Source organism: Mycobacterium venezuelense, from assembly GCF_054919535.1.
Genome location: NZ_JBONDW010000001.1, coordinates 276,403 through 302,943, shown reverse-complemented (window position 1 = coordinate 302,943; position 26,541 = coordinate 276,403). Strand labels below are relative to the sequence as shown.

Genomic DNA, 26,541 nt, shown 5'->3' with positions numbered 1-26,541 from the left:
TCTGGGCTGTCACTTCGAGCCCTCGAATCCGGGCAGCGCGTCGAGTTCGTCGGGAGCATCGGTGTCGCGGCTCGCGTCCGGCAGCGGTATGACGTCCTCCTCGGCAGCCGACAGCCGCGAAACCCGGGTGTCCTCGGGATCGTTGGCGACCTCTTCGGCGGTGGTCAATCGGTACGACCGGTAAGCCAGGGCGAGCACGAACGCCGCGATGCCCATGCTGATCACGATCGCCGTGAGAATCATGCCCTGGGCCAGCGGGTCGGCTGTGGTGGTGGCGCCGTTGCTGGTGCGGTCACGGATCGGCGGATTGCCTCCGCGGCCACCGGCCGCGAGGATCAGCAGATTCACGGCGTTGCCGATGAGCAACAGACCCAACAGCATTCGGGTGAGGTTGCGTTCCAGTAGCAGGTACACGCCGGCGCTGGTGAGGCCGCCGATGAGGATCAACGGAACCAGAAAGGTCGTCATCGTGCCACCGCCTTAGCCGGTTCGGGCGTCTCCGCCAGGTCCAAGTCCACCCGCGCGCCGAGGCTGCGCAGCACATCGAGCACGAGCCCGACCACGATCAGATACACCCCGAGGTCGAAGAACAGCGCGGTCACGAACTTCACCGATCCCAGCACCGGCAGCTCGAACTGCACGAGCGCCGACGACAGGGCAGGCGCACCGACCAGCAGGGAGGCGACCGCGGTTCCGGCCGACAGCGCAAGACCGGTGCCGAGAATCTTGCCTGCGTCCAGCGGCAGCGTCTCACCCAGTTCGTAACGGCCACCGGCCAGATAGCGCAGCACGAGCGCCAGGCCCGCGGTGAGACCGCCCGCGAAGCCGCCGCCGGGGGTGTTGTGCCCGGCGAAGAAGAAGTACGCCGACAACACCATGATGAGCGGGAAGATGACGCGCGTCGCGACCTCCAACACCAGTGAGCGGTGCCGCGGGTCGCGCAGCTCGCTTCCGCGCAGCCACGTCACGTCGCCGACCGCGGGACTGTAGGCGCCTACCGGACCGATGTCAGGCTGGCCGACGGCCGTGCTGACGCGCGGTGCCGAGCCGAACCTGCGGTGCCGGAACACAAGTGAGGCCACACCGGTCGCCGCGACGAGCAGCACCATGACCTCGCCCATGGTGTCCCAGGCACGGATGTCGACCAGGAGGACATTGACGGTGTTGGCGCCGTGCCCGCGGTAATAGGCGGCGTCCGGCAGCAATTCGGCGATGCCTGCCCCGGTACGCGCCGCCATCGCGTACACCGCCAGCGACGTGACGGCCGCACCGACGGCGAGCGCGAGCAAGGCGCGCGGGAGGCGGTTCTTGTTGATCTTGGTCGCGTCGGCCTCGGCGGGCAGTGTCCGCAATACCAGCACGAAGATCACCAAAACCAGTGTCTCCACGAGGAATTGGGTCAGAGCCAGGTCCGGTGCGCCGTGGAAGGCGAAGATCGCGCCGCAGCCGTATCCGGTCACCCCGACCAACAGCACCGCGGCCAAGCGGTTGCGCATCACCGCGGCACCCAGTGCCGCGGCCAGCATGAGTAAGCCGACCACCACCTGCAGCGGTGAATCCACCAGTGCGAAGTCGGGATGGTTGCGGGCACCGCCGAGCACGAGCGTCGCGACAGGCAGGAACACGAGCGTCAGCAGGATCACCGACTGCGTCTGCGGTAGCGACCCGCGCTGTGTCTGCGCGGTCAGCCGCACCGACACCACGTCGAGGCCGCGGATGACCGCGTCGTAGATACGGTCGGCGTTGCCCAGCGGGTGGTAGGCCCATGGGGTGCGGGGAAGTCGGCGCCGGCTCACGAACAGTGCGGTACCGACCGCGAGCACGACAACCGACAGCAGCAACGGCAGACCGAAGCCGTGCCACAACGCCAGGTGGTAGCCCGATCCGCCCGGCACGGTGTCGGCGTACTCGTCGAGCACAGCGTCCAACCCGGCGGGCCACAGACCGAACAACAGACCGGCCGCCGACAGGATGGCCGGCGCGGCCAGGAAAGTGACCGGGGGCCGGTGCATTTCGGCGACCCGCACGCTCGGCTGCGGTAATCCCTTACCGGAGAACGCGCCCCAGAGGAACCGCAGGCTGTACATCGTGGTGAAGACCGAGCCGACCACGATGCCGGTGAGCACGTACGGCGCGGCGGTGCCGAGCGCCGCGCTGTGCAGCACGGTCTCCAGATCGGCTTCTTTGGCGACGAAGCCGAAGAACGGCGGCAGCGCGGCCATGCTCGCGGTGGCTCCGCACGCGATGATCAGCAGCGGCCGGTTCTGGCGCCCCAAACCGGCGAGCCTGCGGATGTCGCGCGTGCCGGTCGCGTGGTCGATGACACCGACCACCATGAACAACGAGGCCTTGAACATCGCGTGCGCGCACAGCATGGCCAGGCCCGCCAGCATCATGTCCGAGCCGCCCGCGCCGACCATCACGGTGATCAGGCCGAGCTGGCTGACCGTGCCGAACGCCAGGATGAGTTTCAAGTCGTACTCGCGCACCGCGCGCCAGCCCGCCAGCAACATCGTGAGCAGGCCGAGCCCGATCACCATGGGCCGCCAGAGCGGGGTGTCGGCGAATCCGGGCGTCATGCGCGCCACCAGGTAGACACCGGCCTTCACCATGGCGGCGGCATGCAGATAGGCGCTGACGGGGGTGGGTGCGGCCATCGCGCCCGGCAGCCAGAAGTGCATGGGCACGATCGCCGATTTCGACAGCGCACCGACCAGGATGAGCGCGATGCCGATCGACGCGGCAGTCCCGGTGGGCGGCGCGGCGATGAGTTCCGACAGCAGATAGGTGCCTGCGAGATTGCCGAGCACGATGATGCCGACGAGCATGGCGAGCCCGCCGAACGTCGTGACGAGCAGGGCCTGGGTTGCCGCGCGGCGGCTGGTGGCCCGCTCGGCGTAGTGGCCGACCAGCAGGAACGACAGCACCGTCGTCGTTTCCCAGAACACGTACAGCACCAGCATGTTGTCGCTTACGACCAGGCCGAACATCGCCCCGGAGAACGCGACGAGCTCAGCGGCGAAGCTGGGCAGACGCTTCTCGACCTTTCCGCCGTGATGGTGGAAGTACTCCGCGCAGTAGAACAGTACGAGTGCCCCGATGGCCAGCACCAGGACGCTCATGATGGCCGCGAGGGAGTCGAACCGCAGGGTGATGTCCATCGACAGCTCGGGCAGCCACGGGATGTGCAGCGTCGGCACGCGGTCCTGGCTCGGCCAGTTCAGGCCGACCCATACGAGCGAGCCGAGCGGAACGAGTGCCAGGGGATAGAACGCCAGCCGGCCCCATCTGGCCACGAGAAGTGGAGCCAGCGCGGTGGCGACCGCGTGGGCGAGCAGGACGGCGAGCATGGCACTCCGATCTGGTTGTGGTCGGGGTGTCGGCTACCGATGAGCGCTTGCGCGAAGAGCATCGGCATGAGTGGCTACGACTTTTTCCCATTCTACGTGCGCAGTTGTGGCTACCATCAGCGTGCAGAGCCGTCGCGCAGCGAAGGGGTGAATTCTCTTGGCAACCAACGAGGTTCTTGTGGTCGGGGCCGGGCCCACCGGTTTGATGCTTGCGTGTGAGCTCGCGCTGGGCGGCGCGAAGGTGACGGTGCTGGAGGAACGCACGTCGGCACCCAACATCACGCGGGCGTTCGCCGTACATGCGCGGACCCTGGAACTGCTCGACGGGCGTGGCCTGGCCGATGAACTGCTCAACCGGGGACTGCCGGTGCGCGAGGTGGCTCCGCCCGGCGGGTCGACGCTCGACCTGACGGAATTGCCGACGCGGTTCGGGATGGTGCTGATCGTGCCGCAGAGCGGTACCGAGCAGGTGCTGGAGGCGCACGCCACCGAGCTCGGAGTCGAGGTGCGGCGCGGAGCCGAAGTGGTGGGCCTGCGCCAGGACGCCGACTCGGTGACGGTCGATCTGGCCGGCGGGCAAAGCCTCAGCGCGGCATATGTGGTGGGGTGCGACGGCGCACACAGCAAAGTTCGGCAGTTGGTAGGGATCGACTTCGTCGGCAAACAGTACGAGACGCACATCCTGCTCGCCGACGTCCGGCTGTCGTCGCCACCGGACGAGACGTTGTTCGCCCGCACCGGTACGGAAGGCGTCGTGTTGTTCGTCCCGTTCGGCGACGGCTGGTTCCGCGCCATCGCGTGGGACCGGCTGCGCGAACAGGCGCCGTTGAGCGAACCGGTGACGCTCGACGAGATACGTGACGCGTTCCATCGGATCGCGGGCCAGGACTTCGGCATGAGCGATATGCGGTGGAGCTCGCGGTTCCTCAGCGAACGAAAGCAAGCCCGCCACTACCGGTCGGGCCGGGTATTCCTGGCGGGCGATGCGGCGCATGTCCATTCCCCGCTCGGCGGGCAGGGCATGAACACCGGGCTCGGCGACGCGATCAACCTGGGCTGGAAACTCGCCGCGGCGGTGCGCGGGCAGGCGCCGTCGTGGCTGCTCGACAGTTACGAACGCGAGCGCCATCCGGTCGGCGCGGCTGTCCTGCGGCTCACCGATGCGTTCAATCAGGTGGTCCTGAGCTCGGCGGCGACGCGTCGGCTGCGGGTCCTCGTGCTGGGGACCGTGTTGCGCATACCGCGTACGCGACGGTTCCTGGCCGAGCGGCTCAGCGGCATCGGCATCGCCTATCCACGGTCGAAGGACGAGGACTGGCTCGTGGGACGCCGCATGGCCGACGTGGACTGTGGCGGTGCGCGGCTCTACGAGTTGCTGCGGGCGGGCAAGTTCGTGCTCGTCACCGCTGCCGCGGTCGATATCGGCGACGACGACGTCATCCACGCGATCGACAACCGGCCGGAGCTGCCGGACGCGGTACTCGTGCGGCCCGACGGCTATGTAGCCTGGGCCAGTGAACGCCTGCCGCATGCCGATGAGGTCCGTGCGGCGATCGCGCACTGGACTTCCGCATCGGGGTGAGCGCCCAGATTGCGCTCAGGGACAGAAATCCGCGCGATCTCGTCCCTGGCTGCAATCTCGTGACCGTGTGCGGTGTGGTGCAGTCAGCGGGCTCGACAATGTGGTCGAAGTCCCGTCGAACCGTGCGCGAAGACCGGGATCGCATGCGACGCAACGCCGATGCCCCAGCCCATGATCGGCCAGACCGGCCAGAAGTACCAGCCGCCACCGCCGAATCCGACCGCGAGCCAGATGCCGACCATCAACAACGAACCGGCGAGGTAGGCGGCGAGGTGCAGCCGCACGCTGAGCCGGGCGGCCCGCAGCTGCGCTTCGCGGCGGCGGGGATCGTTGCGGCGCAATTGCGCGACGGGCAGATCAGCGAGCAGGCCGCGAAGCTCGCCGGTGGTCTGCGCCTGGAATGCGGTGTGCAGACGGTCTTCGTACTCGGCCATCGTCAGATAGCCCTGTGCGAGCGCCTGGCCCAGGTCGTTGGCGGTCTTCTCACGCTCGTGGTCGCCGGCGCGGGTGGTCTCAACAGTGGCAGGCATCTCGACTCCCTTTGAACTAGGCAGTGACAAGTTCACTATCGCACTCAAACTTGTCATCGTCAAGATGTGATCGACGACGCCTCCGCCTCGGCGAGGTCGCGCAGCGTGAGCAGCTGTTTGCGCATCATCACCAGATCGCCGACGGCAAGTGCCCAGCCGATCGGTCGGGGGCCGTCGAACAGCACGCGGACGTGTAGGCGGCCTCCTTCCTCGACGGCGCGGACCGCATAGGTGACGGCGACCCGGCGGGCGTGCAGGGTGATGTGCTGGTCGGTCGCGAACGAGTACAGCGCGAAGGTGCCCATGAACCGCTGACCAGCGGCGAGGTGGGTCAGTTCCGGACTGCGCGTGCGCGGGCTGCGGCGGCCGAAGTTGTCCAGCAGGTCGTAGCTGTATGGCGCCGCCCGCAATTGGCACAGCCATGCGAACACGGTGGGCGTGGGCGCCTGAATGGTGATCGCCCGGTCCGCGCGGGTGCGTGCGGTGGGCGCGATCGCATCGCACGGCAGGGTGGCGGTCCGCTCATCCGCCGTCGCGCCCCAGTTCATGATCACGCCAACACCTCAGGACGTGGACGCAGTTGCCCCGCAATGCGTTTGAGCGTCCAGTGCACCGCCATGCGATGACCACCCGTGCCGATCACCAGTGCGCGGTAAACCTTGCCGTGCAAACCCGGAAACGCCGCCCAGGTCTGCGAGCGCACACGCGTGCGGTGCGGGCCGAGGGCGTCGAGCTCGAACACCCACTTGTAGACCGAGAACGGGTGGCGTCCCTTCAGTGCGAGGCGTTCGCGTGGGCTGCACTCGTCGATCGCGAAGCCGAACGGCGGACGGGGGTCGGCGGGATCGTCGCACAGAGTGCGCAGGACGGCGGCCCATGTCGTGGCGGCGTCGGCCTCGACGGTTATGGCATGCTGATCGATATAGGGTAAGCGTTCCATATAGAAGGACCGTACTAGATCGTGGCACCTCCGCGGAAGCATGAAACCGATGTGATCCTCGACGCGACGCGCACGCTGGTACTCGCGGACGGACCGCGGGCCGCGAGCGTCGCGGCGATCGCCAAGGCCAGCGGCGCGCCGGCGGGGACGCTCTATCACCGATTCGGCAACCGCAACGGAATCCTCGCGGCCGCCTGGCTCAGAGCGCTCGAACGGTTCCAATCGCGGGCGATGGCCGGCGGGGCGGAGTCCGCGCTGGAATCGGCGGTGGCCATGGCTGTCGGCGCGGTGCGATTCGCCCGTGAGGTGCCCGACGACGCGCGCCTGCTGCTGACGATCCGGCCCGCCGATCTGCTCGACGGCGAACCCGACGCCGACTTCCACGCCAAACTCGCCGCGATGAACGCGCCGCTCATCGCGCGGCTGCACGACCTCGCGCGGCGCCTGTACGGGGACGACGATGCGCGGACCATGGACGCCATGGCGCGCGCCGTCGTTGATCTGCCCTATGCCGTCGTGCGCAGGCACGCGCACGATGACCGACTGCCGGCCTGGTTGGAAGAAGATCTGGCCGATGCGGTCCGTAAGCTGTTGGGCGTGAACACAATCGTCACCGCAAGCCGTGAGATCGCCGCCCCTGCCGATGCCATTTTCGAGTTGATCGCCGATCCGGCGCAGCAGCCGCGCTGGGACGGCAACGGCAATCTGGCCGAGGCGGCGGCCGGACAGCGCGTCCATGCGGTCGGTGACGTCTTCATCATGACCATCTCACAAGGCGGCGACCGGGAGAACCATGTCGTCGAGTTCGAGGAGGGTCGCCGGATCGCCTGGCGCCCATCCGAACCGGGCGCTCAACCGCCGGGGCACCTGTGGCGTTGGGAGCTCGCGCCGCTCGACGCCGGGCGCACCCTGGTCACCCACACCTATGACTGGTCACAGCTCGCGGACGAGAAGCGCATGGTGCGGGCACGCGCCACCACGGCCGACAAACTGCAGGGCTCGATCGACCGGCTCGCCGCGATTGTGGAGGGCTAGCGCCCGGCCGCGAACTCGCGCAGTGAATCCACCTGAACGGGATCCAGTGAGGGACGGACGGTTTCGCGCGCCTTCGCGACATCGGCTGCGGTGACGTCGGCCGCGTCGATCGAACGGCGCATTGCCGTCAAGGCCGCCTCGCGTAGCAACGCCACGCAATCGGCCGCGCTGTAGCCGTCCAGCTCGCCGGCCAGGGTGTCGAGATCGACGTCGTCAGCCAGCGGTATGGATTTGCCTGCCGTACGCAGGATCTCGCGGCGAGCCTCGGCGTCGGGCGGTTCGACGAACACCAGACGTTCCAGCCGGCCCGGCCGCAGCAGGGCCGGATCGATGAGATCGGGCCGGTTGGTGGCGCCCAGCACGACGACGTCGCGCAGTGGTTCGATGCCGTCGAGTTCGGTGAGCAGCGCGGCCACCACGCGATCGGTCACCCCGGAGTCGAAGCTCTGCCCGCGCCGCGGTGCCAGTGCGTCGATCTCGTCGAGGAACACGAGTGACGGTGCCGAGTCCCTCGCGCGGGCGAACAGTTCGCGCACGGCCTTCTCCGACGAGCCCACCCACTTGTCCATCAGCTCAGCGCCTTTGACCGCATGCACCGAGAGCCGCCCCGAGCTGGCCAGGGCCCGCACCACGAAAGTCTTGCCGCAGCCGGGCGGGCCGTACAGCAGCACGCCGCGCGGCGGCTGTACGCCCAGCCGCGCGAACGTGTCCGGGTGCTGCAACGGCCACAGCACGGCCTCGGTGAGCGCCTGCTTGGTCTCCACCATGTCGCCGACGTCGTCGAGCGTCACCGAACCGACCGAGACCTCTTCGGATGCCGAACGCGACAGCGGCCGGATGACCGTAAGGGCTCCGGTCAGATCCTCCTGACGCAGCACCGGCTCGGCACCGTCGGCGCTGGCCCGGGCGGCGGCCCGCAGCGCGCCCTCGCGAACCACCGCGCACAGATCGGCGACCACGAATCCGGGTGTGCGGTCGGCGATTTCATCGAGACTCAGCTCGGCGGTCGGGACATCGCGCAGCAGCACCTCCAGCAGAGCCTTACGCGTCGCGCCGTCGGGCAGGCTCAATCCCAGCTCGCGGTCGCACAGATCCGGGTTGCGTAGCCGGGGGTCGACGCCCTCGGGCACCGCGGAGGTCGCGATGAACGCCACCCCCGGAGTGGCGACCGCATCGCGCAGTTCGGCGAGGATCAGCGTCGCGACCGGATCGGGCGGACGGTCGCCGGCACCCGCAGGCAGCAGCGCGTCGACGTCGGTGATCAGCAGCACGCCGCCACCGTTCTTGACGGTTTGCACCGCGGCCGTCACCTTGCCGAGGCGATCCTCGACATGCAGTGCGCCGACTTCGGGGCCGTCGAGCTCGACGAGGCGCCGCGACGCGCACACCGCGCGGACCATGGTGGCCTTCCCGACCCCGGCCGGGCCGGAGACCAAGACGCCGAGACTGGCTGTCGCGCCGAGCGTTTTGAGCAGTTCGGGTTCGTCGAGGGACAGCTTGAGCCATTCGGTGAGCTTGCCCGCCTGAGTGTGCAGACCCTTGAGGTCGTCGAAGCTCACGGCCGGTTCGTCACGCGTGGCGCTGACCGTGTGCTGAGCACCAGGCACGGGCTCGGCCGGTTCGACGCCCGAACCCCACGACACCACCGAATTGGGTTGCACGCTCACCGGTCCGGCGGGATCGACCCCGGTGACCGTCAACAGCTCCGATGTCCAGGTGATGCCCACCGATGACGCCAGCGCACTGGTCGCCGCCGACGTCGACGTCCCGGGGCCGAGATCGCGCGGCAGCAGCGACACGGTGTCGCCGACGGTCATAACCTTGCCCAGCAGCGCCTGGCGCAGGGTCGCAGACGAAATGGAATCGGTGGCCAGCCGCGAGCCGGACACGGTGACGGCGCGAGCCCCGTACACCGTCACCGGCGCAACGATCACCGTTGCGGTTTCCCGCAATCCCGCGTTGGACAACGTGACATCGTCGAGCAGCGCCGTACCGGCGGGCGTGCCGGCGGGCGCGATGCCTGCAACCGCCGCGGTCGTGCGTGAGCCGGTCAGCGCCACCGCGTCCCATTCACGGATGCCCAGCGCGGCAAGGACTTCCGGATGCAGCCGGACGACGCCACGACGGGAGTCGAGCGCAGAGGTGTTGAGCCGTGCGGTCAGCCTCAGGTGGCTCAGCGCCACGGCGTCAGCGTCGTCTTCCATCTGAGTCACGTCAGCGACCCGGCTTGCGCAGCCCCAGGCGGGCTACCGAACGCCGGTGCGGTTGCGCGCGGCGAATCGCGCGGCGGGCGGCCCGGCGCTGCCGCGGTTGCTCGTCCCAGGATTCCGGATGGTTGGCGACCCAGTGCTTGGTGCGGACCGCGAACGGTATGTGGATCACGTAGGCCACGATGATCACCATGATCACGATGTAGCCGTAGAACACCGAGGCCGCGACCCCGATGGCGACGAGGACCAGCAGCGGGGCGACCATGTTGGGTGATACCGCGAACGTATGGATCTTGCGCATCGGGATACGGCTGACCACCAACATCGAGACGCCGATCATCCATAAGATCACCGCCCACTCCGCTGAGGACGTTGTCCACCATTCGCCCGGAAATTGCATTTTGGCCGCGAGCGGTCCGATCGCCCCGATCGCGCCTGCCGGCGCAGGCATGCCGACGAAGTACTCCTTCTCGTACGCGGGCTGGTCCACGTCGAGCAGCGCGTTGAACCGAGCCAGCCGCAACACGATGCACACCGAATACAGCAGCACCACGATCCAGCCGACCCGCGATTGCGACAGCAGGGTCCCGTAGATGATGAATGCCGGTGCCACACCGAAATTCACCGCGTCGGCCAGCGAGTCGATCTCCTCGCCCATCTTGGACGTGGCCTTGAGCATGCGGGCAACGCGGCCGTCGAGCGCATCGAGGATCGCGGCGACCGCCAGGAAAGCCATGGCTTCCGTCGGCCGGTTGTCGAGGGCCATCTTCACCGCGGTCAGTCCGAGGCAGATGGCGGCGACCGTCATGGCGCTGGGCAGCATCCGCACCGTGAAGGACGGGGGCCGGATACGCGCTTTGATCATGACAGCCCCGCGATCATGGCAACTCCGCCAGCACGGTTTCGCCGGCCAGCGCCCGCTGGCCCCGCGAGACCATCAACCGCGATCCGGCAGGCAGGTAGGTGTCGAGCCGCGAGCCGTACCGGATGAGCCCGTAGGTCTGGCCGATGTCGAGCTTGTCGCCGACGTGCGCGTCGCACACGATGCGCCGCGCGACGAGCCCGGCGATCTGCACTGCGATCACGTGGACGCCCTCCGGGGTGCGGATGACGACGCTGTTGCGCTCGTTGTCCTCACTGGCCGCCTCCAACTCGGCCGAGTGGAATCGACCGGGGCGATGCTGAACGGCGACCACCTCACCGCCGATCGGCGCGCGCTGCACGTGCGCGTCGAGCACCGACAGAAAGATGCTGACCCGTTGCATTGGCGTATCGGACAACCCCAGTTCGGCGGGCGGCACTGCGTCCTGAATGAGGCACACCAGACCGTCGGCCGGCGCCACCACGACACCAGGGCGGGTCGGTGGGACCCGTGGCGGGTGCCGGAAGAACGCGGCGTTCGCGCCCGCGGCGAGCAGGCCCGCGCGCCGCACCCACCGGCGGTTACGGCCGAGGGCGGCGACGGCGAGGCTCGCGCCGACGAAGGGCAGGCCCGCGGAATGCATCGGCGGAATGCTGGATCGCACCAGCGCCGCGAGGCGTTCTGGACCGGATTGGAGGTCGGGGCGTCTGGCCATCGGCTGGATTCTACGTGCGTGCCGGGTCGGATTCGCTAGCTCAGGTCCCACACCGCGACGGGTGCCCCGGCCGCCAGTTCGGTGACGTCCTCGTCAATCTCCAGCAGACAGTTCGCCGAGGCCAGCCACCGCAGATGATGTGAGGCCGGCGGGCCGTAGCTGGTGACGCTGTCACCGGTCAGCACGCCACGCCGGAACTGCCGTTTACCGCGCGGCGACGTCAGGTCCTCGGTCAGCACCGCGGTGCGCCGCGGCCGGCCCGGTCCGGCGTGGCCCATGGCCGTACGCAGCGGTTCACGGACAAACACCTCGAAAGACACGAGCGCACTCACCGGGTTGCCGGGCAGCGTCACGATCGGAACGCCATCGACCATGCCCGACCCCTGCGGCATGCCCGGCTGCATCGCGACCTTGACGAACTCGACCTGATCGGCCAGTGAGTCCTTGACCACCTCGTACGCACCCGCGCTCACGCCGCCGGTGGTGATGATCAGATCGGCGTCGTGCGCGTGCTCGGCCAGGATCGCGCGGAATGTGTCCACGTCGTCACCCGACATCGGCACGGCCACCACCTGGGCGCCCGCGTCACGGACTGCAGCGGACAGCATCACGCCGTTCGATTCGTATATCTGGCCCGGCTGCAGCGCCGTGCCGGGCGCCACGAGTTCGGTCCCGGTCGACATCACGAGCACGCGTTGGCGCGGAAGCACTGTCAACTCCGCCAGGCCGAGTGCGGCAGCCAGCCCCAGTGCGGCCGGGGTGACGACCTTACCCGCGCGCAGCACAGCGGTACCGGCCGTGACGTCCTCACCGGCTCGCCGGATGTGCTGGCCGGACTTGGCCGCCGTGCGGATCGTGACGGTGTCGGTGGCCCCGTCGGTGGCCTCGACCGGCACGACGGCCGTAGCGCCCGACGGAAGCGGCGCACCCGTCATGATCCGGTGCGCGGTGCCGGGTTTCAGCGTCAGCGGGTCGGTGCGGCCGGCCGGGATGTCCTCGGCGACCGGCAACCGGACGGGCGCGTCCGCCGACGCGCCTTCGATGTCCTCGGCGACGACGGCATAGCCGTCCATGGCGGAATTGTCGAAGCCGGGTAGCGACAACGGCGCGACGACATCGGCCGCCAACACCAGGCCCAGCGTTTCGGCCAGCGGCAACTGTTGTGCCGCACGGGCTTTGATCAGCCCGGCGACGATGGTCTGATGTTCCTCGACGGTCCGCATGGCTACACCGGGTACGTGACGCCGGTCAGTTCCTCCGACACCGCCCACAGCCGCCGCTGCAGGTCTGAATCATGGGACTGACTACTGGAATTCACCAGCTTCGGATAACCCCGCAACTCACGGAATCCTTCCGGACCGTAGTACTGGCCGCCGCGCACACCAGGCTCGGTCGCCGCCCGCAATGTGGCCAGCGCGCCCATCGCGGGGCTGTTGGTGAACAGACCCGCCAGCTGGTTGAAACCGGGCAGCGTCGAGCCCGGGATGTGGCGCATCAGTTCGGTGTTCGAGATGCCCGGGTGCGCGGCCACCGCAATCGTCGGTTTGCCGGCCGCCGCGAGCCGGCGCTGCAGTTCGTAGGTGAACAACAGGTTGGACAGTTTCGATTGCCCATAGGCCGCGACGCGGTTGTAGCCGCGTTCCCACTGCAGATCGTCGAAGTGGATCTTGGCCTGAATGCGGTGGGCGATGCTGGCGACCGCGACGACGCGCGATCCGTCGACCGGCAGCAGGTGATCCAGGAGCAGCCCGGTGAGCGTGAACGCCCCGAGGTGATTCGTGCCGAACTGCAGCTCGAAGCCGTCGACAGTGGTCTGCTTGGGCGGGTACATCACCCCGGCGTTGTTGATCAGCAGGTCGATGCGCGGATAGGCGCTCCGCAGTTCATCGGCCGCCGTGCGGATGGAATCCAGCGAGCCCACGTCGAGCGCCTGCAGCTTCAGGTCGGCCTTCGGTGCGGCGGCACGGATGCGGTCGGCGGCTTCGCGGCCCTTGTCGAGGTTGCGGACCGCGATGACCACGTGTGCTCCCTTGGCGGCCAGCGCCCGTGCGGTCTCATAGCCCAGCCCGGTGTTGGATCCGGTGACGATGGCGATCCGGCCGGTTTGATCGGGGACGTCGGCCTCGGTCCATTTCGTGTCGGCGCTCATGGTTCGAACTCTACGGTTCGTCGGGCATGCTCGACTCATGGACCGCGGACGTGACGAGCAGTCAGGCGGCACTGCTTCGGGATTGACCCTTCTCGATCCCGCACACCCGCCCAGCCGCAAGGCGCCGTTGGTGTGGGCGCTCGGCGCGGCCATCCCGTGGGCGCTACTGGTGCTCGCGCAACTCGTGTGGGTCGTCGTCGACCGTCGCATGCTGTGGCTGCATGGTCTCGCCGCGGCCGCCACGCTGGTAGGGATCGTGCTGTTCGTTGTGGTGGTTCCGATGTGGCGGTACCGCGTGCACCGGTGGGACGTGTGCGTCGACTCCGCGACGCCTGCGGTCTACACGCGCACCGGCTGGCTCGTGCAGGAGCGGCGGATCGCGCCGATCTCGCGGGTGCAGACCGTAGACACCTATCGCGGCCCGCTCGACCGGCTGTTCGGCCTGGCCAACGTGACGGTCACGACGGCATCGTCGGCCGGGGCGGTCCGCATCGTCGCGCTGGATGCCGGGGTGGCCGACCGGGTGGTGGCGCAGCTGACCGACATCGCCGCGATCGGCGAACAGGACGCGACATGACCGAGGTGCCTGCTGTTTCGCCGCAATGGCAGCGGCTCAGCCCGCGCATGCTGTTCGTGCACCCGGTCCACGAGGTGTTGCAACAGATCCCGCTGTTGGTCGGTTCGGTGGTGCTGGGCTCGGCGACCGGGAACCCGTTGTGGACGGTTGCCGCGATCGCGTTGACCATCGCATTCGGTTTGGCGCGGTGGTTCACCACCACGTACCGCATCGAGCCAACCGAGGTGCAGCTGCGCACCGGTGTGCTGCAACGGAAAGTACTGTCGGTGCCGCGCAATCGGATTCGTTCGGTGTCGACCGACGCGCGGCTGCTGCACCGGGCGCTTGGGCTGACGGTGCTGCGGATCAGCACCGGCCAGGAAGCCAAGGGCGATGCCGAGTTCGCACTCGACGCGGTCCAGGCCGAGCAGGTACCGCGACTGCGGGCGATTCTGCTGGCCGACGCGGTGCCGGTCGCCGATACGCCGCCCGGTCGCGTGCTGGCGCGCTGGCAGCCGGCCTGGCTGCGCTACAGCCCGCTGAGTTTCACCGGGCTGGCGATGATCGCGGCCGCGGTCGGCCTGGTGTACCAGGCCGGAGCCGGTGCGCTGCTGGGTAATTCGCAGCTCGCGCGGTCCGGGCTGGCGTTCGCAGAGCGGATGGGCGTGTTCGTCAGCGTGATCGTCTCGGTGCTTGCCGTGCTTGTTCTGTCGGTGGTGCTCTCGGTGCTGCGGTCGCTCGTGACGTACGGGAATCTGGAGCTCAGGCGAGACCGCGACGTGCTCCATCTGCAGCACGGGCTGCTTCGGGTGCGCGAGCACACCTACGACATGCGGCGGTTACGGGGTGGCTCGCTGCGTGAGCCGCTCCTGGTCCGGTTGTTCGGCGGAGCGCGTCTGGACGCGGTGATGACTGGGGTCGGCGGCGAGGGCGAGGCGTCGCTGCTGCTTCCGCCATGTCCGTCGGCCACCGCCACGACGGTGCTGGCCGATCTCATCGAGCAGCCTGACGCCGTGAGCGGCCCGCTGCGCTCGCACGGGCGCGCGGCCATGCGGCGGCGCTGGACCAGGGCGCTTCTGTTGCCTGCGTTGATACTTGTGCCCCTTGTGGTTGTGCGAGCGCCGGTGTGGGCGTGGGTGCTGTGGGCGGTGCTCACATTGGCCGCGGCGCTGCTCGCCGCGGACCGGGCACGATCACTGGGCCATCGGGTCGGCGCCGGCTGGCTCGTGGCAAGGGCCGGCAGCCTGGAACGTCGCCGCGACTGCCTGCAAGCCGCGGGCATCATCGGCTGGACGGTGCGCCAGACGCTGCTGCAGCGCCGCGCCGGCGTTGCGACGCTGATCGCGGCGACCGCGGCGGGGGACAAGCGCTACCAGGTGATCGACGTGCCTGCCGCCCAGGCGTGGTCGATCGTCGCGGCCGCGTCTCCATGGGTGGCACACAATCAGTGGGCCGATGGGGTGGGGCCCGAGTTGCGCTGAACCTTCAGGCGTTTACTGTCGCTGCATGGCTATCGGTGGGGTGCTGTTCGACATCGATGGTGTGCTGGTGACCTCCTGGCAGCCCATCGACGGTGCGGCTGAAACGTTGCAGGTGCTGGAAGACAACCAGATTGCCCGGTCCTATCTGACCAATACGACGACGCGAACGCGCGCCCAGATCGCCGAGTTGTTGACGGAGGCGGGCATGGCGGTCGCGCCCGACGAGGTGATCACGGCCGCGGTGTTGACGGCCGAATACGTGCGCGACCGGTACCCGGACGCGCGGTGCTTCCTCGTCAACAGCGGGCAGATCGGCGAGGACATGCCCGGCGTGGACGTCGTGTACTCGAGTGACTTCACCGGGCCGAAGGCCCCGGACACACCCGACGTCGTGTTGCTCGGCGGGGCCGGCCCCGAGTACAGCCACCTCACGTTGAGTTGGGTCTACGACTGGATGGCACAAGGTGTCCCGGTGGTCGCGATGCATCGCAGCACGGCGTGGAACACCACCGACGGTCTGCGGGTCGACACCGGCATGTATCTGATCGGCATGGAGGAGACCTCCGGGCGCAAGGCCACCGCCGTAGGCAAACCGGCGCCGGAGGGCTTCGTCGCGGCCGCCAACCGGCTCGGCGTCGACCCCGACGAGATGTACATGATCGGCGACGACCTCAACAACGACGTGCTCGCCGCTCAGGTGGTCGGCATGACCGGTGTGCTCGTGCGGACCGGTAAGTTCCGTCAGAGCACGCTGGACCGTTGGGCCGCAGACGAATTCGCGATGCAGCCGAACTTCGTCATCGACTCGGTCGCCGATCTTCCTGAGCTGTTGGAGCTTTAGACGCTACCGCCCAGCGATGGCGGCTGGTTGAAGAACGCGTGCGCTTCCTGCCCGATGTCCAAGCCGAGCGGAACGCCGCCGATTTTCTTGTCGGATCGCGGAATTCCGTCGAAGCGCCAATGGACACCGAGATAGATCCGGCTCACGGAGTTCTCCCACACGGGTTCGACGAAATTGTTGAACGTGACGGGCACTCGCGGACGGACCGAGCCGTCGGGATCGTGTGAAACACCGTCGAGTTCGTCCGACGTGAACGTGAACGTCTCGGCCGTGAGCGGAGCCGAAAGCCCTTCTTCGATGTTGAGGACATCTTGCAGTGAAATCGGGCCGGCGGACTTGTTCAGCGTGAGCCGCAGCGCCTGCATGACGGCTGCGCCGAAGGTGGCATGGCCGGACGGGTAGGCAGGGAAGGGCGGCGTGAAGGTACCCCGCGGGCCATTGGTTTGCGGCGCTCCCAGCGGTGCCCAGAACGGATCGCCGTCCGGCGCCGCCTCGTTGCGAACACCGACGACCGGCCGCCAGAGGTTGTAGACGTACTTGTAGTGCCATGCGTCGATGCCCGCGTCGGCCATGGCCACGTTGACCACGGCGAACAACTCTGCCAGCCGCGCCCGGTTGAGCGTCGAGGCGTGCTTCCGGGCGAGGACGCGCACGATCTGGTTGTACAGCCGTGGCGGCACACCGAGGTTGTTCGCCCCGTCGTAACCCCAGTACACGCCGATCCGCTGCTGCTCGGCGGTGCGGTCGCCACGCGTTACCGAGCCGAGGTCACGGACCTCGACGAAGTCGTCCTCGTAGTCCTTGTCGTCGAGGAAGTCGGACAGCCCGTAGCCGGGGAAGGGGAGCAGATCCTGGTGGTCGGCGCCGGTGAATCGCGTGACTTCGCCCCACACCGGCCCAAGCTGCGGTTGGCCGACGTTGTAGGGGTCCGCCCGGTGCACGCCATAGCCGGGGTCGGCCGGCTGCCCACGGGTCACCATATCCGCCGAACCGTCGTTCGCCCGGTACTTCAGGATGGCCTCGGCGATGTCTTTGCCGTGGTCGAACGCCGTCTGGTTGACGTTGCCCAGCGCATCGTCGAACAACGACTCGTACGCGGGGTAGAGCCTTTTGAGCGTGGTTACCGCCGCGCCGGCGATGACGTCATCGACGGGGCCCGTCACGTTGGAAATGTTGTGCGGTGCCATCTTCTTGTTGAGATAGGCGGCAGCCGGCTGGTTGCTTTGGAAGGCGACGGCGTCGTGGATCGCCAGATGCACGATGGCCATCGCTCGCGAGGTGCGAATCGGACCAGGCTGCTGGTTGTTGACATAGCCGTTGGTGAAGTCCCGCCGCGAGGCTTCGAGCAGAACGGAGTTCCAATAGAGGACGCTGTTCATGGCACTTTCCTGTCTGATTGCCAATGGTGGTCAGACGCAGTGTCATTCGCGAGGAACGCGGCCCACACGAGTAGTGAAGTACTCGATTTCTGGGTCAGCTAGGCCTGCAGTGTCCGGACGGCTTCGATGCGGTCCTTGAGCTGATCGGTCGTCGCCGCGGCAACCGGTGGGCCGCCGCAGATACGGCGCAACTCGTTGTGGATCCAGCCGTGCGGCTTGCCGGTGCGGTGGTGGGCGATGGTCACCAGAGCGTTGAGTTCGCGGCGCAGTTCGCGCAACTGCCCGTGCGTGGTGCGCGGTGGCGGCGGGCCGCCAGAAGCCGCCGCTTCGGCAGTGCGCTTGGTGATTTGCTCATCTTGCCTGCGGCGCAACAGGTCTCGCATCTGTTCGGCGTCGAGCAGCCCTGGGATGCCGAGGTAGTCGGCCTCCTCGTCGCTGCCCGCCGGAGTTGCGGTGCCGAACGAGGCGCCGTCGAAGATGACCTGGTCCAGCTCGGCATCGGCACCGAGGTACTCGAAACCGTTTTCGAGCTCGCTCTTTTCGTCCTTGCGCTTCTCGGCGGCTTCGAGCGCCTCGTCGTCGAGCCCGTCGGATTCGCGGTGCGGCTTGCCCAGCACGTGGTTGCGCTGGGCTTCCATCTCGCTGGCCAGCAGAAGCAGGTTGGGCACCGACGGCAGGAAGATGCTGGCGGTTTCACCGGGGCGGCGCGACCGCACGAAGCGGCCGATGGCCTGTGCGAAGAACAGCGGCGTCGACGCACTCGTCGCGTACACGCCGACCGACAGCCGTGGGACGTCGACGCCTTCGGACACCATGCGCACCGCGACCAGCCACCGACTCGTCGACTCCGAGTACTGGCTGATGCGGTCCGATGCGCTGGGATCGTCGGAGAGCACCACGGTGGGCACCTCGCCGGTGATCTTGGTGAGCAGATCGGCGTAGGCCCGCGCGGTCGTCTGGTTGGTGGCGATGATCATGCCGCCGGCATCGGGTACGTGCTGGCGTTTCTGCTGCAACCGCTTGTCGGCCGCCGCGATCACCGCGGGCATCCACTCGCCGGCCGGGTTCAGTGCGGTGCGCCACGCGCGGGCGGTCTGCTCGGCCGTCAACGGTTCGCCGAGGCGCGCGGCGTGTTCTTCGCCGGCACTGTCGCGCCAGCGGGCCTCACCCGAATAGGCCAGGAACACCACGGGCCGGACAACTCCGTCGGCCAGGGCATCCGCGTAGCCGTAGACATGGTCGGCCCGGGAGCGCTGGAATCCGCTCTCGTCGGGCTCGTAGTTGACGAACGGGATCGGGCTGTCGTCGCTGCGGAACGGCGTACCCGTCAGAGCCAGGCGCCGCGTTGCGTCGTCAAACGCCTCGCGCATCGCATCGCCCCAGCTCTTCGAGTCGCCGCCGTGGTGGATCTCATCGAAGACGACCAGCGTCCTGCGGTTCTCGGTGCGCACGCGGTGCCGCGTGGGGTGGCTGGCCACCTGAGCGTAGGTGACGACGACGCCGTGGTACTCCGCTGACGTCTGAGAGTTGGAATTGCTGAACTTCGGATCCAGTGCGATACCGTTACGCGCCGCCGACTGCGCCCACTGAATCTTGAGGTGCTCGGTGGGCACCACCACGGTGATCGCGTCGACCGTACGGTCGGCCAGCAGCTCCGCCGCGATCCGCAGCGCAAACGTGGTCTTGCCGGCGCCAGGGGTGGCGACCGCCAGGTAATCCCGCGGTTTGGCGGTCAAGTACTTCACCAGCGCCTTGCGCTGCCAGCCCCGCAGTGCCTGGGTGCTGGGCGCTGCATCAGCCCGCACCCGAGGACTCCTCTCAGTCGAGATGCAGTCTAGGCCAGCGCGTTACGTCGGCGCATCTTCCCGCGAGTGAGCCGGGCGTGTCGCTCGCGTGCTTTCGGTCCGAAGTTCATGGACGGCACAATGGGCCGCGGGTGTCAACTTTCGAATCGCGGGCGTCTTCGTGACACTCGGCAAACACTCAGCCGTCCATCCGCCGCTGCGGAATTGCCGCGGTTCACCGCCGAACCGGCTCATTACGCTCGGACGATGAGCCGAAAACCCACGAGCAGTACCAACGGTCTGCGGGTGTTGCTCATCGTGCTGGGCGTCATGCTTGTGGCCGGTGTCGTACTCGTCGCAACAGCGTTCCTCGTCTTCAAGTACGCGGTGGATCGTGCTTTCGACAGCAACGATCTCGGCCTGCACTCCATCGACGCCACGGCGGCGGCCGCGGCGATGCAGGACCGCGGGATCGCGATACCCGACGGCTTCGCCTTCATCGAGATGACCGAGCTGAATCAGTTCGTCGGCGCCGACGACTACGCGGGCAGGTATTCAATCGACTTGTCGTTCCCGGATGCCGTGAAGCTGCTCGCCGAAGCGAATCCCGACTTTCCGAAGTTGCGCAGCGCGGCATGTACCGATGAGATCGTGCGTGCGGATTTCCTTGAGGCGCCTGGCTTCACGTGCAGCGCGGGCACCGAACTCGCGGTGACCACGCGGACACTCGACGGTGTGGACGTGTTGGCCGACCACTACCACGGGACGCCGCCGGACACCGAGACCATCCTGGTGGTGCACACCGGCGGGCAGGTGGAGTTATTCGTGTTGTCCCGCGGACACTAGGCCGTCACACGAAGTAGTTGTCGTTCTTGATGAACCACTCGGCGCGTTCTTCGTCGGTGAGATCGGCGAGTTGGGCGAAGCCCTCGAAGTACGCCTCGCGCGGCGCGCCCGGAGCAAACAACATCAACAGCGACGTCGGTGCATCGGCCTCATTGCGGAAGCCGTGGATGCCCCCGGGTGGGACGTAGAGAAAGTCACCCTGACTGCCGTCGACCCAGTCATTGCCGTCATAGAGCTTGACCGTGCCGGACAGCACGAAGAACGCCTCCGACATCGCGCGGTGGAAATGGGGACCCGGGCCGCCGCCCTGCGGGCCGATGTCGACGCGGTACAGGCCGTAATCACCATCGGTCTGTTGCTGATTGGCCAGATAGTGGTACTTCACCAGGCCGAACGAGTCGTAGTCGGCGGGCTCGTCAGCGCGTCTCAAACGGGCGCTGACCTCCGGCTCGTCTTTGGTGTAGCGGGGCGGGGGATAGGGCGGCACATTCCTGGGGTCCCAGAGCGACACGCGACCCAGCCTAGTTGGGATGCCGATTTCGGCACCCGGGTCGTTCGCGCCGTCGCGGCGCGGCCCTGGTGCCGAAATCGGCGACGAGACGTCAGGTCAGGCCGTGGCCTCCTGCAGCGCGGGGAACGTCACCCCGGTGAGCTCTTCGGACACCGTCCACAGCCGGCGCTGCAGATCGAGGTCATAGGACAGCTGGTTGGACAGCACCAGCTTGGGGTAGCCGCGCTGCTCGGCGAAGCTGTCGGGACCGTAATACTGACCGCCCAGCGCAGCCGGGTCGGTCGCCGCGCGCAGTGTCGGCAGGGCACCCATCGCCGCGTCCTGGAACAGCAGGCGGGCTGCGGGCATCGCCACCTGGAAGGCACGCGGGAGGTGCCGTGCCAGTTCGGTGTCGGATCCGCCCGGGTGTGCGGCCAGTGCGGTGGTCTGGTGACCGGTCAGACGGCGCTGAAGTTCATAGGTGAACAGCAGGTTGGCGAGCTTGGATTGACCGTATGCCTGCAGCCGGTTGTAGCTGCGTTCCCACTGCAGATCATCGAACCGGATGCCGGGGGCGAAGCGGTGGCCGGTGCTGCTGACGGTCACGACACGTGAGCCGGTCACCGGAAGCAGGCGGTCGAGCAGTAGGCCGGTGAAAGCGAAATGCCCGAGGTGGTTGGTGCCGAACTGCAGTTCGAAGCCGTCGGCGGTCGTCTGTTTGGGCGGGGTCATCACGCCTGCGTTGTTGATGAGCAGGTCGATGTGCTCGTGCTTGTCCTTGATCTCGGCTGCCGCGGTGCGGACGGACTCGAGTGAGCCCAGGTCCAGTTCCTGCAGTTCGAGCCGGGCGTCGCGAACGGTCCTGCCGATCCAGTCGATCGCGGCGTTGCCCTTGTCGAGGTTGCGCACGGCGAGCACGACGTGCGCGCCCTTGGCCGCGAGTGCCTTCGCGGTCTCCAGCCCGAGCCCGGTGTTGGCTCCGGTGACGACGGCGATGCGGCCGGTTTGGTCGGGAATGCTGGCGGTGGTCCATTTCGTCATGAGAGACTCCTGGTGAGGGTTAAACGGAGTGTGCGCTCCGGTTGCTTCCGAATATACGGAACGTGCGCCCCGTTTTGTCAATCCCCGATTTTGTGAGGTGGTGTCGATGCGCGCGGATGCGGCCCGCAACCGTGCCCGGGTGCTGGAGGTCGCGTACGAAACGTTCGCGGCCGAGGGGCTCACGGTGCCGATCGATGAGATCGCGCGCCGGGCCGGGGTGGGCGCCGGCACCGTATACCGGCATTTCCCGGCCAAAGAAGACCTGTTTCGTGCGGTGATCGCCGACCGCATCAACGCGATCGTCGAAGAGGGCCGGACGCTGCTGGCCGAGGCGGACCCGGCCGACGCGCTGTTCGAGTTCCTGCGGTCAATGGTGCGGTGGAGTGCAGAGGACCGCGGCCTCGTCGACGCGTTCGCCGGTGCGGGTATCGACATCAAAGCCGTGGTACCCGAGGCGGAGGACGAGTACATGGCTGTGCTGGGCGACCTCCTGCGGGTCGCGCAGGAAGCGGGTGCGGTGCGCCGCGATATCGACGCCGCGGACGTCAAAGCGCTCATGGTCGGCTGCCAGGCCATACAGAGCTACAACGCCGACGTGGCCGAGCACACGACCCACGTCGTCTTCGACGGTTTGCGCGCGCCGGGAGTAGCGTCGGCGAGGTGAAGTTCGGCATCTCCACGTTTGTCGACGACGACACCATCGACCCGGCAACGCTGGCGCGTGCGATCGAAGAGCGGGGCTTCGTCTCGCTCGTCGTGGCCGAGCACAGTCACATCCCGGTGAGTAGGGAATCCCCGTATCCGAGCGGTGGCGATCTGCCGTCGTACTACTACAACACCCTCGATCCGTTCGTCACGCTCGCCGCCGCGGCCGCGGTGACCTCAACGATCGAACTATTCACCGGCGTCGCCCTGCTCATCCAGCGCGATCCCATCCACACTGCCAAGGAGGCCGCGAGCATCGACCTGATCTCCGGCGGCCGGTTCGTGTTCGGCGTGGGTGCGGGCTGGAACCTCGAAGAGATGCGCGACCACGGCACCGACCCGAAAACCCGCGGGGCACGGCTGGACGAGAGCATCGAGGCGATCAAGGCGCTGTGGACCACCGAACCCGCCGAGTACCACGGCAAACACGTCGACTTTGAATCGTCTTTTTGCCGTCCCAAGCCGGTCCGGAAGCCGCATCCGCTCATCTATATCGGGGGCAACTCCGACGCCACGGTGAAACGGGTTCTCCGTCACGGCGCAGGGTGGATCTCCAATCCGCTGCCGAGGAACGTGCTGGCCCAACGGATCGGACAGATGCGCGACGGCGCGGGCCACGATGTCGCGCTCGCGATGTTCGGGACACCCATCGATGCCGACTATTGGCGGGCGGCCGAGGATCTCGGGTTCGGTCAACTCGGGTTGTTCCTGCCGTCGGTCGGCGAGGACGAATCGCTGCGCTTGCTCGACGACTTCGCCGCGCGCGTCGAGCAGTACCAATCCGGTGCGTAACAACCTTGCACTCGCACTGGTCGAGTGCTAAGAATGCAGTTGGCACTCTCGATTCGTGAGTGCTAGGTCGGGACGGTGAGACCGGGGCCGCACCTGCGGGAGCACACCCCAGTCGTCCGTCGCGGGCACTGAACCCGACCAACGAACGTGCGATCCCCTATCCGGAGGAATCACTTCGCAATGGCTAAGACAATTGCGTATGACGAAGAGGCCCGTCGCGGCCTTGAGCGGGGCCTGAACAGCCTCGCCGACGCGGTAAAGGTGACGCTGGGCCCCAAGGGTCGCAACGTCGTCCTGGAGAAGAAGTGGGGCGCCCCCACGATCACCAACGATGGTGTGTCCATCGCCAAGGAGATCGAGCTGGAGGACCCGTACGAGAAGATCGGCGCTGAGCTGGTCAAAGAGGTCGCCAAGAAGACCGACGACGTCGCGGGCGACGGCACCACCACCGCCACCGTTCTGGCCCAGGCTCTGGTTCGCGAAGGTCTGCGCAACGTCGCGGCCGGCGCCAACCCGCTCGGCCTGAAGCGCGGCATCGAGAAGGCCGTCGAGAAGGTCACCGAGACCCTGCTGAAGTCGGCCAAGGAGGTCGAGACCAAGGAGCAGATCGCTGCCACCGCCGGTATCTCGGCCGGTGACCAGTCCATCGGCGACCTGATCGCCGAGGCCATGGACAAGGTCGGCAACGAGGGTGTCATCACCGTCGAGGAGTCCAACACCTTCGGCCTGCAGCTCGAGCTCACCGAGGGCATGCGCTTCGACAAGGGCTACATCTCGGGTTACTTCGTCACCGACGCCGAGCGTCAGGAAGCGGTCCTCGAGGATCCGTACATCCTGCTGGTGTCGTCGAAGGTCTCGACCGTCAAGGACCTGCTGCCGCTGCTGGAGAAGGTCATCCAGTCCGGCAAGCCGCTGCTGATCATCGCCGAGGACGTCGAGGGCGAGGCACTGTCGACCCTGGTGGTCAACAAGATCCGTGGCACCTTCAAGTCCGTCGCCGTCAAGGCCCCTGGCTTCGGTGACCGCCGCAAGGCGATGCTGCAGGACATGGCGATCCTCACCGGTGGCCAGGTCATCAGCGAAGAGGTCGGCCTGTCCCTCGAGACCGCCGACGTCGCGCTGCTGGGCAAGGCCCGCAAGGTCGTCGTGACCAAGGACGAGACCACGATCGTCGAGGGTGCCGGTGATTCCGACGCCATCGCCGGCCGCGTGGCTCAGATCCGCGCCGAGATCGAGAACAGCGACTCCGACTACGACCGTGAGAAGCTGCAGGAGCGTCTGGCCAAGCTGGCCGGCGGTGTTGCGGTGATCAAGGCCGGCGCTGCCACCGAGGTGGAGCTCAAGGAGCGCAAGCACCGCATCGAGGACGCCGTCCGCAACGCGAAGGCCGCCGTCGAGGAGGGCATCGTCGCCGGTGGTGGCGTGGCTCTGCTGCAGTCGGCTCCGGCGCTGGAGGAGCTCAAGCTCACCGGCGATGAGGCCACTGGCGCCAACATCGTCCGCGTGGCGCTGTCGGCTCCGCTGAAGCAGATCGCCTTCAACGGTGGTCTGGAGCCCGGCGTCGTCGCCGAGAAGGTCACCAACTCGCCCGCCGGCACCGGCCTCAACGCCGCCACCGGTGAGTACGAGGACCTGCTCAAGGCCGGCGTTGCCGACCCGGTGAAGGTCACCCGCTCGGCGCTGCAGAACGCAGCCTCGATCGCGGCGCTGTTCCTCACCACCGAGGCCGTCGTCGCCGACAAGCCGGAGAAGGCCGCCGCACCCGCCGGCGACCCGACCGGTGGCATGGGCGGTATGGACTTCTAAGTCCCTTTACGAGAAGGCCCGGCTCGCTTGGCGAGCCGGGCCTTTTCGTTTATCCCCAGCGTGGGGTTCATGCACAGGTTTTGCTGTATTTCGGTGCACTGGGCCCACTTTCGTCGGCGGTCTCGCCGAACGTGCCGGGCATGGAACCTTTTGTCGGAAGTGCCGCGATTCGTCGCGGCGAGTTAACCCGGCGCTCCCTGGTGCGCGGGCATCGAGCGGTCTACCGCGACGTATATGTCCGGCGCGATGTCGAGCTGACCGCTCGAATCCGGGCACAGGCGGCGTGGCTGAGCACAGGCGCCACGCTCGCGGGGATGTCGGCTGCGGCGGTGCATGGCACGAAGTGGTTGAACCCGGCGATGCCCGCCGAGATCATTCGTGCCGACCGGCACGCGCCGAGCGGGATCGTGGTGCGCTCTTGGACACTCGATCCAGGGGAGACATGCCGTGTTGCCGGCACAGAAGCTACGAGTGCCGCCCGCACAGCGTTTGACATCGGCCGGCGGCACTACTTCGACGACGCAGTCCCCATGGTGGACGCGTTGCTCAATGCCACAGGGATCAAGCCCGCCGATGTGACTGCGGTGGCCGATGTCCATCCGGGTGCACGCGGTGTCGCACAGCTGCGAGTCCTGTTGCCCTGGATCGACGGCGGTGCCGAGTCTCCGCAGGAGAGCAGGTTGAGACTGGTCATTGTCCGGGGTGGGCTACCTGTCCCAGAGACCCAGATCGAGTTCCGCGAACTGCACATACGCGTCGACATGGGATGGCGGGAATGGCAGGTCGCAGTGGAATACGACGGCGTTCAACACTGGACCGATCGGCGGCAGCGGTCTTGGGATATCGACCGAATCGCGATGCTTGAGGAGGCTGGCTGGGTGGTAGTGCGGGTCAGCGCAGAGATGATGTCGCGACCGCACATCATCGTCGAACGTGTGCGGGCAAAATTGCGGGCCGCTGGCTGTCCAGTCTGAGGCCGAGCGTGGGCATTGTGTACGGATTTCGCCGCAATCGCGTGCACAAACCCCACACTGGGCGGCACGTCAGTTCTCCGAAAGCACCACGCAGTCGTTGGTGCCGGGGTTCGCCGCGTTCCGCGACTGTTTGCGGTGCAGGACCGCGCGGCTCGGCACGATCTGCTGGGTGTCGTCGTCGGTGGCGGCGGGTTGTCCGCGGCCGTCGACGATCAACGAGAAACCACCGGGCTGGCGTGGTGGCCAGATGAGGGTCACCCCGTCGTGCAGGGCCAGGTTTCTGCGGGTGTGCCCGCCGACCGGGCCCACATCGATGACGCCGTCGACGAACTGGGGCTCCACCGCCACGGTGTGTGCGTGGTAGTTGTCGTCGACGGTGACGAGATAGGCGAACGTGTAGTCCGTCAGCTTGGCGGCCAGCTGGTTGAGATCCACTTTCACGCTCATGACGCGAGGATAGTTCGGTTTGCCCG

25 protein-coding genes and 1 pseudogene are annotated in these 26,541 nt (G+C 67.5%); 11 read left to right on the top strand and 15 right to left on the bottom strand.

Annotated elements, in window-relative coordinates; translation table 11 throughout:
• Positions 1-9 precede the first annotated feature (9 nt).
• Together ACRCUN_RS01520 and ACRCUN_RS01515 are read right to left on the bottom strand one after the other, a co-directional pair.
• On the bottom strand, positions 10-468 hold the full coding sequence (locus ACRCUN_RS01520; RefSeq protein WP_462139884.1) for a Na(+)/H(+) antiporter subunit C: 459 nt from the start codon (positions 466-468) through the stop codon (positions 10-12).
• Complete coding sequence (locus ACRCUN_RS01515) at positions 465-3,350, bottom strand: Na+/H+ antiporter subunit A (RefSeq protein ID WP_462139883.1); 2,886 nt, start codon at positions 3,348-3,350, stop codon at positions 465-467. Before ACRCUN_RS01515 ends, ACRCUN_RS01520 begins: the two co-directional genes overlap by 4 nt.
• Before the next feature lie 157 nt (positions 3,351-3,507).
• Here ACRCUN_RS01515 and ACRCUN_RS01510 point away from each other — a divergent pair, with 157 nt between their 5' ends.
• The gene (locus tag ACRCUN_RS01510) at positions 3,508-4,932 is read left to right on the top strand and encodes an FAD-dependent monooxygenase (RefSeq protein ID WP_462139882.1); all 1,425 of its coding nucleotides are present in this window, start codon (positions 3,508-3,510) and stop codon (positions 4,930-4,932) included.
• An 83-nt stretch (positions 4,933-5,015) separates the two neighbouring features.
• On the opposite strand, the gene ACRCUN_RS01505 is transcribed toward ACRCUN_RS01510, so the two are convergent.
• From ACRCUN_RS01505 to ACRCUN_RS01495, 3 genes are read right to left on the bottom strand one after another with little or no spacing between them, the layout of a single operon-like run.
• The gene (locus ACRCUN_RS01505; protein ID WP_462139881.1) at positions 5,016-5,462 is read right to left on the bottom strand and encodes a DUF1707 domain-containing protein; all 447 of its coding nucleotides are present in this window, start codon (positions 5,460-5,462) and stop codon (positions 5,016-5,018) included.
• A 59-nt stretch (positions 5,463-5,521) separates the two neighbouring features.
• A complete protein-coding gene (locus ACRCUN_RS01500) occupies positions 5,522-6,010 on the bottom strand; it encodes a hypothetical protein (protein ID WP_462140114.1) in 489 nt (162 codons plus the stop codon).
• Positions 6,011-6,012: 2 nt separating this feature from the next.
• Entirely contained in the window at positions 6,013-6,402 is a 390-nt protein-coding gene (locus ACRCUN_RS01495) for a hypothetical protein (protein ID WP_462139880.1), read from the bottom strand.
• 21 nt (positions 6,403-6,423) lie between these two features.
• Here ACRCUN_RS01495 and ACRCUN_RS01490 point away from each other — a divergent pair.
• Positions 6,424-6,996 (top strand): annotated as a pseudogene (locus ACRCUN_RS01490) (TetR family transcriptional regulator); the annotation flags it as partial.
• Between the two features lie 12 nt (positions 6,997-7,008).
• Positions 7,009-7,437: an SRPBCC family protein gene (locus ACRCUN_RS01485; RefSeq protein ID WP_462140113.1), complete on the top strand. Its 429-nt coding sequence runs from the start codon at positions 7,009-7,011 to the stop codon at positions 7,435-7,437.
• Here the strand turns inward: ACRCUN_RS01485 and ACRCUN_RS01480 are convergent.
• Genes ACRCUN_RS01480 through ACRCUN_RS01460 form a run of 5 tightly spaced genes read right to left on the bottom strand, consistent with a single transcriptional unit; the run spans position 7,434 to position 13,373 of the window.
• A complete protein-coding gene (locus tag ACRCUN_RS01480) occupies positions 7,434-9,641 on the bottom strand; it encodes an AAA family ATPase (RefSeq protein WP_462139879.1) in 2,208 nt (735 codons plus the stop codon). The genes ACRCUN_RS01485 and ACRCUN_RS01480 overlap by 4 nt on opposite strands.
• A gap of 10 nt (positions 9,642-9,651) precedes the next feature.
• Entirely contained in the window at positions 9,652-10,512 is an 861-nt protein-coding gene (gene pssA / locus ACRCUN_RS01475; protein WP_462139878.1) for a CDP-diacylglycerol--serine O-phosphatidyltransferase, read from the bottom strand.
• Between the two features lie 13 nt (positions 10,513-10,525).
• Positions 10,526-11,224, bottom strand: a complete 699-nt coding sequence (locus ACRCUN_RS01470; protein WP_462139877.1) for a phosphatidylserine decarboxylase — start codon at positions 11,222-11,224, stop codon at positions 10,526-10,528.
• 35 nt (positions 11,225-11,259) lie between these two features.
• A complete protein-coding gene (moeA, locus tag ACRCUN_RS01465; protein ID WP_462139876.1) occupies positions 11,260-12,447 on the bottom strand; it encodes a molybdopterin molybdotransferase MoeA in 1,188 nt (395 codons plus the stop codon).
• Positions 12,448-12,449: 2 nt separating this feature from the next.
• Positions 12,450-13,373 (bottom strand): SDR family NAD(P)-dependent oxidoreductase, encoded by a 924-nt coding sequence (locus ACRCUN_RS01460; protein ID WP_462139875.1) that lies wholly within the window; start codon positions 13,371-13,373, stop codon positions 12,450-12,452.
• A gap of 37 nt (positions 13,374-13,410) precedes the next feature.
• Here ACRCUN_RS01460 and ACRCUN_RS01455 point away from each other — a divergent pair, with 37 nt between their 5' ends.
• From ACRCUN_RS01455 to ACRCUN_RS01445, 3 genes are read left to right on the top strand one after another with little or no spacing between them, the layout of a single operon-like run.
• The gene (locus ACRCUN_RS01455; protein WP_462139874.1) at positions 13,411-13,950 is read left to right on the top strand and encodes a PH domain-containing protein; all 540 of its coding nucleotides are present in this window, start codon (positions 13,411-13,413) and stop codon (positions 13,948-13,950) included.
• Complete coding sequence (locus ACRCUN_RS01450) at positions 13,947-15,410, top strand: PH domain-containing protein (protein WP_462139873.1); 1,464 nt, start codon at positions 13,947-13,949, stop codon at positions 15,408-15,410. Before ACRCUN_RS01455 ends, ACRCUN_RS01450 begins: the two co-directional genes overlap by 4 nt.
• A 25-nt stretch (positions 15,411-15,435) precedes the next feature.
• Positions 15,436-16,251: an HAD-IIA family hydrolase gene (locus tag ACRCUN_RS01445; RefSeq protein ID WP_462139872.1), complete on the top strand. Its 816-nt coding sequence runs from the start codon at positions 15,436-15,438 to the stop codon at positions 16,249-16,251.
• On the opposite strand, the gene ACRCUN_RS01440 is transcribed toward ACRCUN_RS01445, so the two are convergent.
• Together ACRCUN_RS01440 and ACRCUN_RS01435 are read right to left on the bottom strand one after the other, a co-directional pair.
• A complete protein-coding gene (locus ACRCUN_RS01440) occupies positions 16,248-17,654 on the bottom strand; it encodes a vanadium-dependent haloperoxidase (RefSeq protein WP_462139871.1) in 1,407 nt (468 codons plus the stop codon). The genes ACRCUN_RS01445 and ACRCUN_RS01440 overlap by 4 nt on opposite strands.
• A 74-nt stretch (positions 17,655-17,728) precedes the next feature.
• A complete protein-coding gene (locus ACRCUN_RS01435; protein WP_462139870.1) occupies positions 17,729-19,435 on the bottom strand; it encodes a DEAD/DEAH box helicase in 1,707 nt (568 codons plus the stop codon).
• 246 nt (positions 19,436-19,681) lie between these two features.
• Here ACRCUN_RS01435 and ACRCUN_RS01430 point away from each other — a divergent pair, with 246 nt between their 5' ends.
• Entirely contained in the window at positions 19,682-20,260 is a 579-nt protein-coding gene (locus ACRCUN_RS01430; protein ID WP_462139869.1) for a hypothetical protein, read from the top strand.
• 4 nt (positions 20,261-20,264) lie between these two features.
• On the opposite strand, the gene ACRCUN_RS01425 is transcribed toward ACRCUN_RS01430, so the two are convergent.
• Together ACRCUN_RS01425 and ACRCUN_RS01420 are read right to left on the bottom strand one after the other, a co-directional pair.
• Positions 20,265-20,771 carry a cupin domain-containing protein gene (locus tag ACRCUN_RS01425; RefSeq protein ID WP_462139868.1) on the bottom strand — a complete coding sequence of 169 codons (507 nt, stop codon included), beginning with the start codon at positions 20,769-20,771 and terminating at the stop codon, positions 20,265-20,267.
• A 96-nt stretch (positions 20,772-20,867) separates the two neighbouring features.
• On the bottom strand, positions 20,868-21,791 hold the full coding sequence (locus ACRCUN_RS01420; protein WP_462139867.1) for an SDR family NAD(P)-dependent oxidoreductase: 924 nt from the start codon (positions 21,789-21,791) through the stop codon (positions 20,868-20,870).
• Between the two features lie 106 nt (positions 21,792-21,897).
• Here ACRCUN_RS01420 and ACRCUN_RS01415 point away from each other — a divergent pair, with 106 nt between their 5' ends.
• From ACRCUN_RS01415 to ACRCUN_RS01400, 4 genes are all read left to right on the top strand, one after another.
• Positions 21,898-22,455 carry a TetR/AcrR family transcriptional regulator gene (locus ACRCUN_RS01415; protein ID WP_462139866.1) on the top strand — a complete coding sequence of 186 codons (558 nt, stop codon included), beginning with the start codon at positions 21,898-21,900 and terminating at the stop codon, positions 22,453-22,455.
• Positions 22,452-23,288 (top strand): LLM class F420-dependent oxidoreductase, encoded by an 837-nt coding sequence (locus tag ACRCUN_RS01410; RefSeq protein ID WP_462139865.1) that lies wholly within the window; start codon positions 22,452-22,454, stop codon positions 23,286-23,288. The genes ACRCUN_RS01415 and ACRCUN_RS01410 overlap by 4 nt, the downstream gene beginning before the upstream one ends.
• 180 nt (positions 23,289-23,468) lie before the next feature.
• Positions 23,469-25,094, top strand: a complete 1,626-nt coding sequence (gene groL / locus ACRCUN_RS01405) for a chaperonin GroEL (protein ID WP_462139864.1) — start codon at positions 23,469-23,471, stop codon at positions 25,092-25,094.
• A gap of 140 nt (positions 25,095-25,234) precedes the next feature.
• Positions 25,235-26,068, top strand: coding sequence for an endonuclease domain-containing protein (locus tag ACRCUN_RS01400; RefSeq protein ID WP_462139863.1), 834 nt, complete (start codon positions 25,235-25,237; stop codon positions 26,066-26,068).
• Between the two features lie 69 nt (positions 26,069-26,137).
• Here ACRCUN_RS01400 and ACRCUN_RS01395 read toward each other — a convergent pair whose 3' ends face one another.
• The gene (locus tag ACRCUN_RS01395) at positions 26,138-26,515 is read right to left on the bottom strand and encodes a pyridoxamine 5'-phosphate oxidase family protein (protein ID WP_462139862.1); all 378 of its coding nucleotides are present in this window, start codon (positions 26,513-26,515) and stop codon (positions 26,138-26,140) included.
• Positions 26,516-26,541 lie beyond the last annotated feature (26 nt).

Coding starts and splice junctions, on each gene's coding strand:
- ACRCUN_RS01430 (WP_462139869.1), top strand. CDS start 19,682: ATGAGCCGAAAACCCACGAGCAGTACCAACGGTCTGCGGGTGTTGCTC.
- ACRCUN_RS01460 (WP_462139875.1), bottom strand. CDS start 13,373: ATGAGCGCCGACACGAAATGGACCGAGGCCGACGTCCCCGATCAAACC.
- ACRCUN_RS01445 (WP_462139872.1), top strand. CDS start 15,436: ATGGCTATCGGTGGGGTGCTGTTCGACATCGATGGTGTGCTGGTGACC.
- ACRCUN_RS01480 (WP_462139879.1), bottom strand. CDS start 9,641: ATGGAAGACGACGCTGACGCCGTGGCGCTGAGCCACCTGAGGCTGACC.
- ACRCUN_RS01515 (WP_462139883.1), bottom strand. CDS start 3,350: ATGCTCGCCGTCCTGCTCGCCCACGCGGTCGCCACCGCGCTGGCTCCA.
- pssA (WP_462139878.1), bottom strand. CDS start 10,512: ATGATCAAAGCGCGTATCCGGCCCCCGTCCTTCACGGTGCGGATGCTG.
- ACRCUN_RS01415 (WP_462139866.1), top strand. CDS start 21,898: ATGCGCGCGGATGCGGCCCGCAACCGTGCCCGGGTGCTGGAGGTCGCG.
- ACRCUN_RS01420 (WP_462139867.1), bottom strand. CDS start 21,791: ATGACGAAATGGACCACCGCCAGCATTCCCGACCAAACCGGCCGCATC.
- ACRCUN_RS01505 (WP_462139881.1), bottom strand. CDS start 5,462: ATGCCTGCCACTGTTGAGACCACCCGCGCCGGCGACCACGAGCGTGAG.
- ACRCUN_RS01455 (WP_462139874.1), top strand. CDS start 13,411: ATGGACCGCGGACGTGACGAGCAGTCAGGCGGCACTGCTTCGGGATTG.
- moeA (WP_462139876.1), bottom strand. CDS start 12,447: ATGCGGACCGTCGAGGAACATCAGACCATCGTCGCCGGGCTGATCAAA.
- ACRCUN_RS01450 (WP_462139873.1), top strand. CDS start 13,947: ATGACCGAGGTGCCTGCTGTTTCGCCGCAATGGCAGCGGCTCAGCCCG.
- ACRCUN_RS01520 (WP_462139884.1), bottom strand. CDS start 468: ATGACGACCTTTCTGGTTCCGTTGATCCTCATCGGCGGCCTCACCAGC.
- ACRCUN_RS01495 (WP_462139880.1), bottom strand. CDS start 6,402: ATGGAACGCTTACCCTATATCGATCAGCATGCCATAACCGTCGAGGCC.
- ACRCUN_RS01400 (WP_462139863.1), top strand. CDS start 25,235: ATGGAACCTTTTGTCGGAAGTGCCGCGATTCGTCGCGGCGAGTTAACC.
- groL (WP_462139864.1), top strand. CDS start 23,469: ATGGCTAAGACAATTGCGTATGACGAAGAGGCCCGTCGCGGCCTTGAG.
- ACRCUN_RS01500 (WP_462140114.1), bottom strand. CDS start 6,010: ATGAACTGGGGCGCGACGGCGGATGAGCGGACCGCCACCCTGCCGTGC.
- ACRCUN_RS01395 (WP_462139862.1), bottom strand. CDS start 26,515: ATGAGCGTGAAAGTGGATCTCAACCAGCTGGCCGCCAAGCTGACGGAC.
- ACRCUN_RS01470 (WP_462139877.1), bottom strand. CDS start 11,224: ATGGCCAGACGCCCCGACCTCCAATCCGGTCCAGAACGCCTCGCGGCG.